Here is a 13,164-nt window from a genome sequence, read left to right as displayed (position 1 = left end):
TTGTATAATACAGCATAACGCCCGCGCCAAGGGGGCAGTTGCATACCCCCTTTTACCCACTCTGGCTGGCCTTCTATCCGCGCCCGCAACCCTGTCCTTGCCGCGATGCACAAAAGCCGCTAGGGGCGCGGCTTCCTTATTCCCGAACAATTGAAACGGCCCCGCATGTCCCTGCGCAACATCGCCATCATCGCGCACGTCGATCATGGCAAGACGACCCTCGTTGACCAGCTTTTCCGCCAGTCCGGCACCTTCCGCGACAATCAGCGCGTCGAAGAACGGGCAATGGACTCGAACGACCTCGAAAAGGAACGCGGGATCACCATCCTCGCCAAATGTACCTCGGTCGAATGGCAGGGCACGCGCATCAACATCGTCGACACGCCGGGCCACGCCGACTTCGGTGGCGAAGTCGAACGCATCCTGTCGATGGTCGATGGCGTCATCCTGCTGGTCGACGCTGCCGAAGGGCCAATGCCGCAGACCAAGTTCGTTACCGGCAAGGCCCTGGCGCTGGGCCTGCGCCCCATCGTCGTCGTCAACAAGATCGACCGCAGCGACGCCCGCGCCGCCGAAGTGCTCGACGAATGTTTCGAACTCTTCCTCAACCTCGGCGCCAATGACGAACAGCTCGATTTTCCGATCCTCTACGCGTCGGGCCGCAATGGCTACGCGTCAGAGGATATTGAGGCGCGCGACGGGAATCTAACGCCGCTGTTCGAAACCATCGTCCGCCACGTCCCCGAACCCAATGTCGAGGTGGAAGCCCCCTTCTCGATGCTGGTCACGCTGCTTGACCGCGACAATTTCCTTGGTCGCATCCTCACCGGTCGCGTTGCCTCGGGCCGGGTCAAAATAAACCAGCCGATCACCGCGCTCGACATGGACGGCAAGGTCATCGAACAGGGTCGCGCCTCGAAACTCTTCTCGTTCAACGGACTTGATCGCGTACCGGTTGAAGAAGCCAAGGCGGGTGACATCATCTGTCTCGCCGGCCTGACAACGGCTACTGTGGCCAACACTATCGCTGAACCCGGCGTGACCGAAGCTATTGCCGCCCAGCCGATCGATCCGCCGACGCTTGCTATGCGCTTTGCCGTCAATGACTCGCCCTTCGCCGGCCGCGAAGGCGACAAGGTGACCAGCCGCATGATCCGTGACCGCCTGATGCGCGAAGCGGAAACCAATGTCGCCATCCGCGTCACCGAAAGTGCCGACAAGGATAGCTTCGAGGTCGCCGGTCGTGGTGAGCTTCAGCTTGGCGTCCTCATCGAAACGATGCGTCGCGAAGGCTTTGAGCTCGGCATCAGCCGCCCGCGCGTCCTGTTCAACCAGGATGAAAATGGCGGCCGCACAGAGCCTTATGAAACCGTCGTCATCGACGTTGATGATGAATTCTCGGGAACGGTCATCGAAAAGATGAACCTGCGCAAGGCCGAGATGACCGATATGCGTCCCTCGGGCGGCGGCAAGACGCGCATCAGCTTCTCCGCTCCGTCACGCGGCCTGATCGGTTACCATGGCGAATTCCTCTCGGACACGCGCGGCACCGGCATCATGAACCGCCTGTTCGAAAAGTACGGCCCCTATAAGGGTCCGATCGAAGGGCGGCAGAATGGCGTGCTGATCTCGATGGGCACCGGCGAAGCTGTCGCCTATGCGCTCAACGCGCTTGAAGAGCGGGGCATCCTGTTCGTTCAGCCCGGCGAGCCGCTCTATGAAGGCATGGTCATCGGTGAGAATGCCAAGCCCGACGACCTTGAGGTCAATCCGCTCAAGTCGAAGCAGCTGACCAATTTTCGCGCCTCGGGGAAGGATGACGCCATCCGTCTGACGCCGCCACGCCGCGCCACGCTCGAACAGGCGATTGCCTATATCGACGATGACGAGATGGTAGAAGTGACGCCAAAGAGCATCCGCATCCGCAAGATCCACCTCGATCCGCATGAGCGCAAGCGCCACAAGCGCAAGGTCGAAGCCTGACAGCCGCAGATGGTGGCTTGACCATCAGCGATGCCTTGGCAACAAGTGCCGCAGGGTGGGGGCTCTGCTGGTTCTTGTTGTTTAGGGGTATCCATGATCCGTCACCGCCTTTGCTCACATCTCGCCATCGCACTCGCGTCGTCGGCGCTTGTTGTCACGGCGGCGCCCGTCGCCGCGCAACAGGTCAATCGCACCGTTGCGCACGATCAGGTTCAGCGCGATCTCGGTTTTGTCGCTTCAGTACCGTCGGCACCGGCGGGAACGCTTGTATTGCCGCTGGCTGATGCTGCCGGCATAGCCACCGCGCCCGGCCTTGCTGACGCGGATCGCGCCGCGGTTACCCGCGCCGTCAGCGCCGCACGCTTCACCTTCCCGGCGAATGGCCGCCTGTCGCTGCGCGGCATCGGCGCTTGGGAACAGATATTGTTGGTCGGCCGCTCCGCCGAGCCAACGGCGGCCGACGCGCAACAGCTTGGCATTGTGATCGCCCGTGCACTTCAGTCGGAAAATGGTCCGATTACCTTGGCCGTTCCGGGCATGGCGGCCGACCTTGTTGGAGAAATGGCCATCGGTTTTGGCCTTGGCCAGTATCGCTCCGACCTGTTCCAGACCCGCAACCGTTCAGAATCCGGCGCCGGACCAATTAGCATCGTCGCTGATGATCCTGCGGCCGCCAATGGGCTTTGGCAGGCACGCGGGCAGGCGTTGGTCCGCGCGATGGCTTGGACCCGCACCATCTCCAATGAACCCGCCAATGCCGTTTACCCCGAAAGCTTCGTTGCGCGCGCGCGTGCCGCGTTCGAAGGGCTTCCGGGCGTCTCGATCGAGGTTCTCGACGTGCCAGCCATGGAGCGGCTGGGCATGGGCGCCATCCTCGGCGTCGGCCGCGGTTCGGAACGCCCGCCACGCATGATGATTGTCCGCTATCGTGGGCAGGGTGCTCCTGAAGGTGGCCCCCTTGTGCTGGCCGGCAAGGGGATCACCTTTGATACCGGCGGTATTTCGATCAAACCATCTTCCGGCATGGGCAACATGCGCATGGACATGTCTGGTGCAGCCAGTGTCGTTGGCGCCGTTCTGAGCCTCGCGGGCAGCCGTGCGCCGGTTGATGTCATCGCGATCGCCGCATTGGCCGAAAACATGCCGGATGGTCGCTCGATCCGTCCCGGTGATGTGCTCACTGCCTATAATGGCATGACCATCGAGATTGACAGCACTGATGCTGAGGGGCGTCTGGTCCTGGCTGATGCCGTATCCTATGCCGATGCGACCATGCGACCATCCGCCATCGTCGATGTCGCTACGCTGACCGGCGCCATCCGTACCGCTCTGGGTGATGATTTCGCCGGTCTGTTCAGCCGACAGGATGCGCTTGCTGATCAGTTGCTTGCCGCCGGCATGGCCGTAGGCGAACCATTGTGGCGCCTGCCGCTGCACGCCAGCTATGCGGGCGATACCAGTTCCAACTATGCGGATATCCGCAACGGCGGAGGGGATGGGTCTCCGGGTGCCGGCGCAGGTGCGCACTTTATTGGCGAGTTCATTCGCCGCGAGACGCCTTGGGCGCATCTCGACATTGCGAATGTCGCTTGGGCAGGGGCGTCTGATACTCGTCCCGGCGGCTCCACCGCTTATTCGGTGCGACTGCTTGACCGATTCGTCCGGGATTGGCGCCCGGCGGAGAGGCCTGCTCCCTAGGGAGCTGTGACCGGATGAACCGCGTTGCACGGTTCATCCGGTTCATCAGGATTGTCACACTATGCAATGCGGCTAAACTTGGTCGCGAACAGGGATTTCGGGGGAGCATCTGAATGGCAACCTATTGCAGCCAATGTGGCTCGCCGACGGCCTCGTCCGACACCTTTTGCCCATCCTGCGGCAAGGCATTGCCAAAGGCGGGGGCATTTGGACAGCAGTCGGCGGCATCCACGGCACCCTCGCCGGTTGCTCCAGCCACAGCCAATATCGCCTATGGTCAACCCTATGGTGCCGCCGATCAGCAGGCGCGACCGGCCAACCTCTCTACCTTCCAATGGATGCTCCTGCCGTTCAAACGTTATGCCGATTTCTCCGGTCGTTCCCGGCGGCAGGAATATTGGATGTTCTATCTGCTCAACTGGATTGTCTGGATCATCTGTGCAGCATTGATCCTTGTCGCCATGCCGTGGAGTGCATGGATCAATGATGTTCCGGGAGCCACCCCGTCTGCGGGTCTCTGGGTGGGATTGGCCCTTTTGGCGATATGGGTGGTGGTCAGTTTCATCCCCAACATTGCGGTGGTGGTGCGGCGCCTGCATGATCAGAATTTGACTGGCTGGCTTTTTTTCGCGTTCGTGCTGGGTGATTTGTTCATTGGTCTGGGCTGGGTGGCCCGGATCGTCTTGATGTGTATCGACGGCACCCCGGGCCCCAATCAATATGGCCCTGATCCCAAGGGGCGGGGGCTGGGAGAGGTGTTCGCCTGATCGTGTTGGCCGGACCGGCCATTTCGATGCTTGATTTTGCCGGCGCCCCGGGCAAGGGCTTGCCGCAACAAGGAGACACCCAATGAGCGACACACCTCCCGACCGGCTTTCGGTCAATCCGCGCAGCCCGCATTTTGGTGGAGAACTGCTCAATCGTGGTATCGGCATCCGGTTCAAGGGCAAGATCCGTCATGACGTCGAGGAATATTGCCTGTCGGAAGGATGGATCCGCGTTGCTGCCGGCAAGTCGCGCGACCGTTTCGGTCAGCCAATGACCATCAAGATGACCGGCCCGCTTGAAGCCTGGTTCGAAGATGTCGGCGAACCCGGCGCTGCCGCCTCCGATGGCGATCCGGCGCCTGAAGCAAGTGAAGAGACGGCATCTGCCAAGGACTGATCCGCTTCGCCCATGACGCCGGTCAACAAAAAACCCGCTGCCCATTTCAGGCCGGCGGGTTTTTTATTCACCTGACATGATTGCCCTTAGCGAGTCAGAGGCAGATCAGTTGCCGACGCTGGCAACGATCCGGGCCAGAGTGCCATCGCTGTCAGGCGTGATCGCGGCAATGCTGGTGTCGCCGCCAAAGCTGTCCTGGGTGCCCGCACCCGGATAGATGAACCCGGTGACCGGATTGGCACGCAACCCCAAATCACCAATCGGCGCGTACCAGACGCGGACCTGCGACCAGTCATTGTTGGCCGAAACATCAACGACCCGGACATTCCGCTCGATCTGACCACGACGACCGTTGATCGGCGACCAATTGGCGTGGGCGATCCGCAGTTCCCGGTCAGAGACGATCTGGCTGACCACAGCGACATGGCCAATCGGCATAGCGCGGGTAGGGGCAAAGGCCATCACGGCACCGACACGCGGAGCATTGCCGCGCTCATAACGGCCAGCGGCCTGACCCCACCAGTCGCGGGCGTTACCGAAAAGCTGGATGCCCGATTCCATACGGGCAAAAGGCGCACATTGCAGATAGGCAGAGGCAACCGCCGGGGCGCTAGTGATCAGCGTTGCAGCAAGGACAAGCGCCGCGATTGCGATGCGAATCTGAGCCATCATTGTGCGCGACCCCCCCGGTCAGAAATAGAGAAGCTTGGTGGCAGGATGCGTGCCTGAACGGATCGGTCGCGACAAGTTTCGTTGCCGACACATTCGGCAGACGGTGGGAGTCAGGGGTTGAGTTGAGTGAAGTCCACTGCTGCTATTTGCAGCCTCAGGATGAGCCGAGCCTTGGCGTCGATGAACCGTGAGAGCCTCAGTGAACAGCCGCGAATCGCGGTGCTGTCCGACCGCTCTCCCGTTGATCAGCCGCCAACGGCAATGCGTCGTGCGCCGCCATCAAAGATGGCAAAGGCATCTTCGGCTGACATGGGCCGCCCGAAGTGATAGCCCTGCAATTTCTTGCAGCCCAAGGCGACGATGGCATCTGCCTCTTCCTGATTTTCGACGCCTTCTGCAGTCGTCGACATTTCCAGGCTGTCTGCCAACGCAACCACCGCGCGGACGATGGCGATGGATTCCCGCGCGCCCTTGAGGGCACCCTGAACGAAACTGCGGTCGACCTTGATCGTCGAAAACTGGCCCATTCGCAGGTAACCCAGCGATGAATATCCAGTGCCAAAATCGTCGAGCACCAGCTTCACGCCCAGCGCCCGCACCTGATCTAGTGTTGCCATTGCGCCGGAAACTTCGCGCAGGAACACACTTTCGGTAACTTCCAGTTCCAGCCGGTTTGGCGCAATGCCGCTGTGGGCCAGGGCTTTCATCACGCTGGCGACAAATCCCGGAGAGCTAAGCTGCTCGGCGGATACATTGACTGCAACCTTGGTATTTGATGGCCAACGCGCCGCCTCGTGGCAGGCTGTCTGTAAAACCCATTCGCCAATGGGCCCAATCAAACGCGTATCTTCCGCGACCGGGATGAATTTCACCGGCGAGACAGGGCCCAGCTTCTTGCTGTTCCAGCGCAACAGTGCCTCGAACCCGTCAACCCGTCCGTCCGAATGGACCACCGGTTGATAATGCACCATGAATTCGTCGCGGCCCAAGGCAGAACGCAGTTCGATTTCGATTTCGCGGCGTTCACGGGCCTGGTCATGGAGTGTCGGCTCGTAACTGTTGATCACGCCGCCGCCCTGATCCTTGGACCGGTACAGGGCCAAGTCAGCATTGCGCGTCAGAGCTTCGACGGTGGCTCCATCACGCGGCCCCACCGCATAACCCAGGCTGGCCCCCACATAGAGTGTATGCTGGTCGATTTCATATGGGCGCGACACTACGTCGATGATGCGTTGACCAAGGCGTTCTACCGTATCGACGCCGTCAATCTCGCGCAGGACCACACCAAATTCGTCACCGCCCAGTCGGCCGGCAATGACCGATTCGGTGCCGAATTGTTTCATCCGCGCTGCCACCTGAGCCAGCAGCCTGTCACCAATAGGATGGCCCAGCGTATCATTCACCGCCTTGAAGCGGTCGAGGTCGATCATGATGAAAGCGCAACGCCGGCGCCATGCCGCAGCCTGTTCCAGGGCGCCAGCGAGCGTTTCGTTCAGATACAGGCGGTTGGGCAAACCGGTCAAAGCGTCAAAGCGGGCCAGATGGGCGATGCGATCTGCCGAGGCGCGCTGTTCGGTGACGTCTGAACCGACCCCGCGGAAGCCAATGAACACGCCCGATGAATCATAGCTCGGAGATGCCGACAGTTCCCACCAGCGGGTGCGCTCGTCGAGCGCCACCGGCACCAGCAGACTGGCAAAGCTCTCCTTGCGGTTCAGGCGATTGGCCAGATCATGCAGTGCCGGCGGAAATTTGCCGGTGCTCCAGTGCTCGCCTGCGAGCAACTGGAGAATGCTGAGACCTTCCAGCTCGCTCGGGTCACGACCGACTGCATGGGCAAAGCGCGGCGAAGCCTTGGTTATCCGGCGATTGGCATCGACCTGCCAAAGCCAGTCGGAACCTGCGTCCTCAAATTCGCGCAGCAAAAGGCTGACCGTTTCGGTCTGTTCCTCGGCTCGTCGGCCGACAAGCTCGTAACGGATGAAATCATGACCATGTTTGATGATGGCACCGAGGCCAATGAAGGTAAAGGCAAGGACGGCTATTGCCCCCGTGGGGTTGCCAACAAGTGTCAGCGCAAGAGCTGAAATGACACCTACTGCCGGCATCACTGCTGCATACAGGATGGGCACTTCCAATGTCGCAAAGCCATAGACTGCCATCATGCCGGCGAGGATGATCCACGCATTCTCTGTGGCATCGCGGTCGCCACTCCAAGCAAAGAAGAGCAATGGGGCGGTCAAAACCAGCGCAGTCACCAGACCCAGAGCTATTTCCCGCTTGGTCCCGCCTTGGGCGCCATAGATCCAGGCATTGCGACGGGATTCACGCATGAAGAAGCGCAATCCGCAAACCAGAGCAACAGCGGCTACATAGCCTCCGACCATCCACAAGGGCTGGCGGTTGAGATTGTCCAAGCCAATCGCGACGCCCCCAACCAATATCGAAAGCAGTTGGATGATGGTACGCCCGCGCACCGCATCAATCTGCTGGGCGCGAAGGGCCGACATTTCCAATCCGGGCAGATCGCCGCCCAGCAACACCGTTTTCAACGGTACTGTTGCACTGTCGTGAATGTCGCTTTGCGGCCCGGTCATGCGACGAGCCTTAGCGGTCATCCGGTTATTGTTTGGTTATTATCGGATGGCCCCTGCCAAAAATTTCCGGCGCATTCCGCCACATTGTCCATCTGTCCTTGGCGGCATCGAAACAGGGTTGGTGGCGGTTCCCTCGTCAGGCCGCCAGCTCATAGGGCTGGATTTCACCTGAAAGATACAGGCTGCGCGCCTTGGATCGGCTGAGCTTGCCTGAACTGGTGCGCGGCAATGTCCGTGGCGGGACCAGTTCGACAATGCAGTTCATCCCTGTGATCGATCGCACCCGTTCGCGGATTTCATTGTGCAAACGCTGCCGCTCGCTGGTGTCGCTGGTGCGGCACTGGACCAGAACGGCAGGGGTTTCTTCGCCACCACTTGTGGTTATCGCAAAGGCGGCAATGTCTCCCGACTTGAAACCCGGCAGTTGTTCCACCGCCCATTCAATGTCTTGCGGCCAATGGTTCTTGCCATTGATGATGATCATGTCCTTGGCGCGACCGACGATGTAAATATAGCCGTCGGACAGATATCCCATGTCGCCCGTGTCGAGCCAGCCATCGGCCATACATGCCTTGGTAGCCTCTTCATCGCGGAAATAGCCGACCATCAGGCTGGGACCCGTGCACCAAACCTTGCCGATTTGCCGATCGGGCAGGATATTGCCGTCTTCGTCGCGGATTTCGATGGTCATGTCGCGGGCGGCCTTGCCGCAATTGACAATGGCGCGGAACCGCTGTGGCCGATCACCCTGACTGTCGCCACCCGACAATTCGGTTTCTTCGACCAGTTCGACAACGATGCCCTCACCCGGCGGCATTATCGAAACCGCCAGCGTCGCTTCGGCAAGGCCGTAGCTCGGCAGGAACGCCTTGGCGCTGAAACCGGCTTCACTGAAGGTGTCGACAAAACGCTGCATCACATCGGGGCGAATCATGTCCGCGCCATTGCCCGCCACGCGCCAGCGTGACAGATCGAACCGTTCGGACGCATGGGTCTGGCTGGACACGCGGCGCGCGCAGATTTCATAGCCAAAGGTCGGCGAATAGGAGAGGGTGGTCCCCTTGTTGCGACTGATCAGGTCCAGCCAGGCCAGCGGGCGACGGGCGAAATCCTCTGTCTTGAGATAGTCGGCAGACACCTGGTTGGCGACCGGCGAGAGGAGGCAGCCGACAAGGCCCATGTCATGATACCAGGGCAGCCAAGAAACACAGCGATCACCCGGCTGCACATGCATGCCGTGCGAATGCGCTGCCAGATTGTTCAACAGCGCATGGTGGGTCACGGCCACACCGTGCGGAAAGCGGGTAGATCCACTGCTATACTGCAAATAGGCAATGTCATCGCTTTTCGCCTTTGGCAGGGCGACCGGTGTCGCCGGGCGGGCGATGAAGTCATCCCAGGCAATGCCTTCGACCGATTGGGCCGAAGCGGCGTCGGCGCCCATCTCGGCAATTTCCGGCGGGTAGAAAAGGATGTTCGGCGCGCAGCTGGAGAGCTGCACTGCTAATTGGTCGACATAAGCGCCGCGTCCGCCAAAGCTGGTCGGCAAAGGCAAGGGGACGGGCCAGGCCCCGGCATAGATGGTGCCAAAAAATAGTGCGGCGAACTCCGGGCTCGTTTCCGCCACCAGCGCGATCCGGTCGCCGGGCTTGATGCCATGGGCGATCAGGCGATAGGCCATGGCGAGCGCGTCCTCGCGCATCTCGCGATAGGGATAGGGACGAGCCAGCTTGCCGCGGGGATCGTGGAAGTTCAGGCCGCGCTCTCCCTGTGCCGCATAATCCAGCGCCTCGCCCATGGTGGTAAAGTCAGCAAAACGGCGTGGCAGCGCGTCATCGGTTGCTGTTGGTTGCAACTCCGTCGTTGCCGGCGTGTTGATTGTCATCTCGTCGGACGGATTGGCCACCCGTGCGCTCCTTCGAATCTTCTGTCGCAGACTGCCGCCCTTGCCTTGTTGGGGCTGGTCGGATCCACGCGCTGCGTTCCCTGGCTTTGGCCTGATCGAGGCCTCAATAGCGTGAGCCTGCCTTGCGCGCCAGTGGCGTTCAAATTCCGGCCTGACTGTGGCATTAGTGGGGCGATGTCGCGGACCGAACGCAAAGCCCGCCCTTTGACGGCTGAATCGCTCAGCGAACTGGCGCTGGCTTATGTCAGCCGTTTTGCCACCAGCCGCGCCAAGCTGACTCGCTACCTCACTCGCAAGCTTGCCGAGCGCGGCTGGGAAGGGGAGGGGCCGCCCGATGTCGAACGCCTGGTCACCAGCATGGTCGGCTACGGCTATGTCAACGACGCCGCCTTTGCCGAGATCAAGGCGCGTTCACTGACCCGACGGGGGTATGGAAAGCGGCGGGTGGATGCCGCCATTTACCAGGCTGGTATCGCGGAACCTGATCGGATCGCTGCCGATGAACTGGTCGACGCCAACCGAATCATGGCCGCCCTGCGCCTCGCTGAACGCCGCCGATGGGGTCCCTATGCGTCCGAGATTGAGCAGGACCCCGCCAAAAGGCAAAAGATGCTGGCTGCTTTCCTGCGTGCCGGTCATGATCACCGTCTCTCCCGCCGCGTCCTCGATATGGCACCAGGAGCAGATGTGTCGCTGCTCGACGAGGGGTGAGCGCCCCCTTCACTTCGCCTGCCACTCTGGCCTATGACGGTGGTGACCGTTTCCGGCCGGGTACAGGACCGCCACGCATGACTTCAGCTTCCCGCTTTTTCGCCTTGCTCCTGGCCGGTGCCGCGCTCGGCCTTGGTGGCTGTTCCGGAGCGGGTGCGGATGGTCCGGTGGCCGAATCCGGCCTGCGTCTCGTTCCATTGACGATCCAGCAAGGCAGCCAGACCCATCGCTTCACGGTTGAGGTGGCGGCGACAACGGCTGAACAGCAGCGCGGCCTGATGATGCGCACCTCGCTCGCGCCGGACAGGGGCATGATTTTCCCCTTTGATCCGCCCAAAGCCGCCTCCTTCTGGATGAAGGATACGTTGATCCCGCTCGATCTGCTGTTCATCCGCGCCGACGGCAGCATTGACCGTATTGCGGAAAACACTCCGCCCGAATCGCTGGAACCGATTGTGAGCGGCGGTGAAGTCGCTGCGGTGCTCGAACTGGCCGGTGGGTCGGCTGCCCGCCTCGGCCTGGATGAAAGCGCCATTGTCCGTTGGGAAAAGCCGTGACGCCGGTTCCATCAATGCTGCGGTTGCGCCTTGCCCCGGCGCGCGCTCGGGGGTAAGCGGCTCGCCATGGGTATCTTGTCGAAAATCTTCACCTGGTGGGACGGTGCCACCATTGGCACTTTGCTCTTTAGCGCGCGCAAGGGCACAAAGGTCGGCGAGGATTCGCTCGGCAACCGCTATTTCGCGTCGCGCGACGGCTCGCGCCGCTGGGTGATATACCAGGGCTCAAACGATGCCAGCCGGGTTCCGCCGGAATGGCATGGCTGGTTGCACCACACGCATGAAGACCTGCCTGACTCGCTGCCCCCGGTGCGGGACTGGCAGGCAGAGCCGACGCCCAATCTTACCGGTACCGTGGCCGCCTATCGTCCGGCCGGCTCGCTGGAGCGCGGCGGCAAGCGTGCGCCCGCTTCGGGCGATTATCAGGCTTGGACGCCCGACGCCGCGTGATCAGGCGCCGCGTCCCGCAATTGGGCTTACGGCTCGCCGCTGCATCGGCCACAGCCCTCTTGTGTCTGACGCTCGCTGCCTGCAACCGCCAGGCGGACGAACCGCCCCCGCCGCCGGCTGACGCCCGCCCGCTGCCGAAACAGCGTGTTGCCGCTGACGGGTCAGATCCGCTCGCCGGCGTCACGCCCATGGCCGAACGGGTCGCCGTCCTCGGTCTCCTCAACAAGCGCAACGGGCTGGTTCGTGACATCACGCTCAAGCCCGGCGAAAGCATCCGCGTAGGCCGCGCCGTTATTCGCCTGCGCGCCTGCGAACGGACGGCCCAGTGGGAATCCCCGCCGGAAACCGGTGCCTTCGTCCAGCTGATCGTGCTTGATTATGGCCAGGATGAATGGCGCCGCGTCTTTTCCGGCTGGCTGTTCAAGGAACGGCCCGACCGCAATATCGTCCAGCACCCGATCTATGACGTTTTCGTCAGAAGCTGCACGATGAGTTGGCCGGGCGAGGTGGAGATTCGGGACGAGCCAGCTCCGTCGGATCGTCCGGCCGCGCCCAGGCCATCGAGCGAGGCCCAGTCGCCCGCTGCCGATGTTCCTGCCGCCGCGCCAGAGCCCGCTGCCGACTCACCGGCTGACGAGAGTGCTCCGGCGGAGACCGCCCCCGCTGCCGACCGGTAAAGCAGGTCAAGATAGTCGGCTTGCGGAATCTCCACCGCGCCGAGACTTGCGAGGTGGCTGGTCATGAACTGGCAATCGAGCAGGTCAAACCCGCCCACCCTGAGCCGCGCCACCAGATGTGCCAGCGCCACCTTTGATGCGTCGGTCCGGCGGGAGAACATGGATTCCCCGAAAAAGGCGCGGCCCAGCGACACACCATAGAGACCACCGACCAGCGCCTCGCCCTCCCAGCACTCGATGCTGTGGGCGTGGCCGATGCGGAACAGGCCGGCATAGCTGCGCTTGATCAGCGGGTTGATCCACGTGTCCTCGCGCCCTTCCGCCGCTTCGGCGCACAGCGCCATCACCCGCTCAAAGGCGGTGTCGCGGGTCACCCGGAACCGGTCGCGCCTTACTGTCTTGGCCAGCGAGCGGGACAGGTGAAAACCATCCAGCGGCAAGATCGCCCGGATGCGCGGCTCGACCCAGTAAATCTCCTCGTCGGTCGCGCTGTCGGCCATCGGGAACAGGCCATTGGCATAGGCCAGTAACAAGGTTTCCGGAGGAATGACCGGACCGTCCGGACCCATGGGCCAGCCCTGTGCAGGTGCGCCACGCATTCTCTCGTTGCCTTCCATCCTCTGTCGCTCTTCCCCTATCGGGACAGTGGCGGAGGAACTCAAGCCGCCTCCATTGGTCCTGGCTGCCACCCCCATTCCCGCCAGTTGCAAAATCCCGGCCCTTCCGCTCCACTCCCGCCAAACAGGGGA

General features: G+C 61.9%; 11 protein-coding genes and 1 pseudogene. 8 read left to right on the top strand and 4 right to left on the bottom strand.

The window, feature by feature from the left end:
* Window positions 1-165 precede the first annotated feature (165 nt).
* From typA to GV829_RS00720, 4 genes are all read left to right on the top strand, one after another.
* Window positions 166-1,983: a translational GTPase TypA gene (gene typA, locus GV829_RS00735; RefSeq protein ID WP_169943369.1), complete on the top strand. Its 1,818-nt coding sequence runs from the start codon at window positions 166-168 to the stop codon at window positions 1,981-1,983.
* Window positions 1,984-2,076: 93 nt separating this feature from the next.
* The gene (locus tag GV829_RS00730) at window positions 2,077-3,681 is read left to right on the top strand and encodes a leucyl aminopeptidase family protein (protein ID WP_169943368.1); all 1,605 of its coding nucleotides are present in this window, start codon (window positions 2,077-2,079) and stop codon (window positions 3,679-3,681) included.
* Between the two features lie 113 nt (window positions 3,682-3,794).
* The gene (locus GV829_RS00725; protein ID WP_169943367.1) at window positions 3,795-4,448 is read left to right on the top strand and encodes a DUF805 domain-containing protein; all 654 of its coding nucleotides are present in this window, start codon (window positions 3,795-3,797) and stop codon (window positions 4,446-4,448) included.
* Window positions 4,449-4,530: 82 nt separating this feature from the next.
* Window positions 4,531-4,845 (top strand): DUF3297 family protein, encoded by a 315-nt coding sequence (locus GV829_RS00720; protein ID WP_169943366.1) that lies wholly within the window; start codon window positions 4,531-4,533, stop codon window positions 4,843-4,845.
* A gap of 105 nt (window positions 4,846-4,950) precedes the next feature.
* Here the strand turns inward: GV829_RS00720 and GV829_RS00715 are convergent, their stop codons facing one another.
* The 3 genes from GV829_RS00715 to GV829_RS00705 form a co-directional block, all read right to left on the bottom strand.
* A complete protein-coding gene (locus tag GV829_RS00715) occupies window positions 4,951-5,517 on the bottom strand; it encodes a CHAP domain-containing protein (protein WP_169943365.1) in 567 nt (188 codons plus the stop codon).
* A 245-nt stretch (window positions 5,518-5,762) separates the two neighbouring features.
* Window positions 5,763-8,114, bottom strand: a complete 2,352-nt coding sequence (locus GV829_RS00710) for a putative bifunctional diguanylate cyclase/phosphodiesterase (RefSeq protein WP_246202922.1) — start codon at window positions 8,112-8,114, stop codon at window positions 5,763-5,765.
* 136 nt (window positions 8,115-8,250) lie between these two features.
* On the bottom strand, window positions 8,251-9,999 hold the full coding sequence (locus GV829_RS00705) for a fatty acyl-AMP ligase (protein ID WP_169947762.1): 1,749 nt from the start codon (window positions 9,997-9,999) through the stop codon (window positions 8,251-8,253).
* A gap of 195 nt (window positions 10,000-10,194) precedes the next feature.
* Between GV829_RS00705 and GV829_RS00700 the strand changes: the two genes are divergently transcribed.
* From GV829_RS00700 to GV829_RS00685, 4 genes and pseudogenes are all read left to right on the top strand, one after another.
* Window positions 10,195-10,731, top strand: coding sequence for a regulatory protein RecX (locus GV829_RS00700; RefSeq protein ID WP_169943364.1), 537 nt, complete (start codon window positions 10,195-10,197; stop codon window positions 10,729-10,731).
* 77 nt (window positions 10,732-10,808) lie between these two features.
* Complete coding sequence (locus tag GV829_RS00695; protein WP_169943363.1) at window positions 10,809-11,288, top strand: DUF192 domain-containing protein; 480 nt, start codon at window positions 10,809-10,811, stop codon at window positions 11,286-11,288.
* Between the two features lie 66 nt (window positions 11,289-11,354).
* On the top strand, window positions 11,355-11,738 hold the full coding sequence (locus GV829_RS00690) for an NADH:ubiquinone oxidoreductase subunit NDUFA12 (protein ID WP_169943362.1): 384 nt from the start codon (window positions 11,355-11,357) through the stop codon (window positions 11,736-11,738).
* Between the two features lie 188 nt (window positions 11,739-11,926).
* Window positions 11,927-12,163, top strand: a pseudogene (locus GV829_RS00685) (DUF2155 domain-containing protein); the annotation flags it as partial.
* A gap of 35 nt (window positions 12,164-12,198) precedes the next feature.
* Here the strand turns inward: GV829_RS00685 and aat are convergent.
* Window positions 12,199-13,014, bottom strand: a complete 816-nt coding sequence (gene aat, locus GV829_RS00680; RefSeq protein ID WP_425505428.1) for a leucyl/phenylalanyl-tRNA--protein transferase — start codon at window positions 13,012-13,014, stop codon at window positions 12,199-12,201.
* Window positions 13,015-13,164: the final 150 nt, after the last annotated feature.

It is taken from the genome of Sphingomonas lacunae (assembly GCF_012979535.1).
In the GTDB taxonomy this organism is placed as follows: Bacteria; Pseudomonadota; Alphaproteobacteria; order Sphingomonadales; family Sphingomonadaceae; genus Sphingopyxis; species Sphingopyxis lacunae.
The sequence above is the reverse complement of the archived record's forward strand: the minus strand, read 5'-3'. Positions and strand labels throughout refer to the sequence as shown.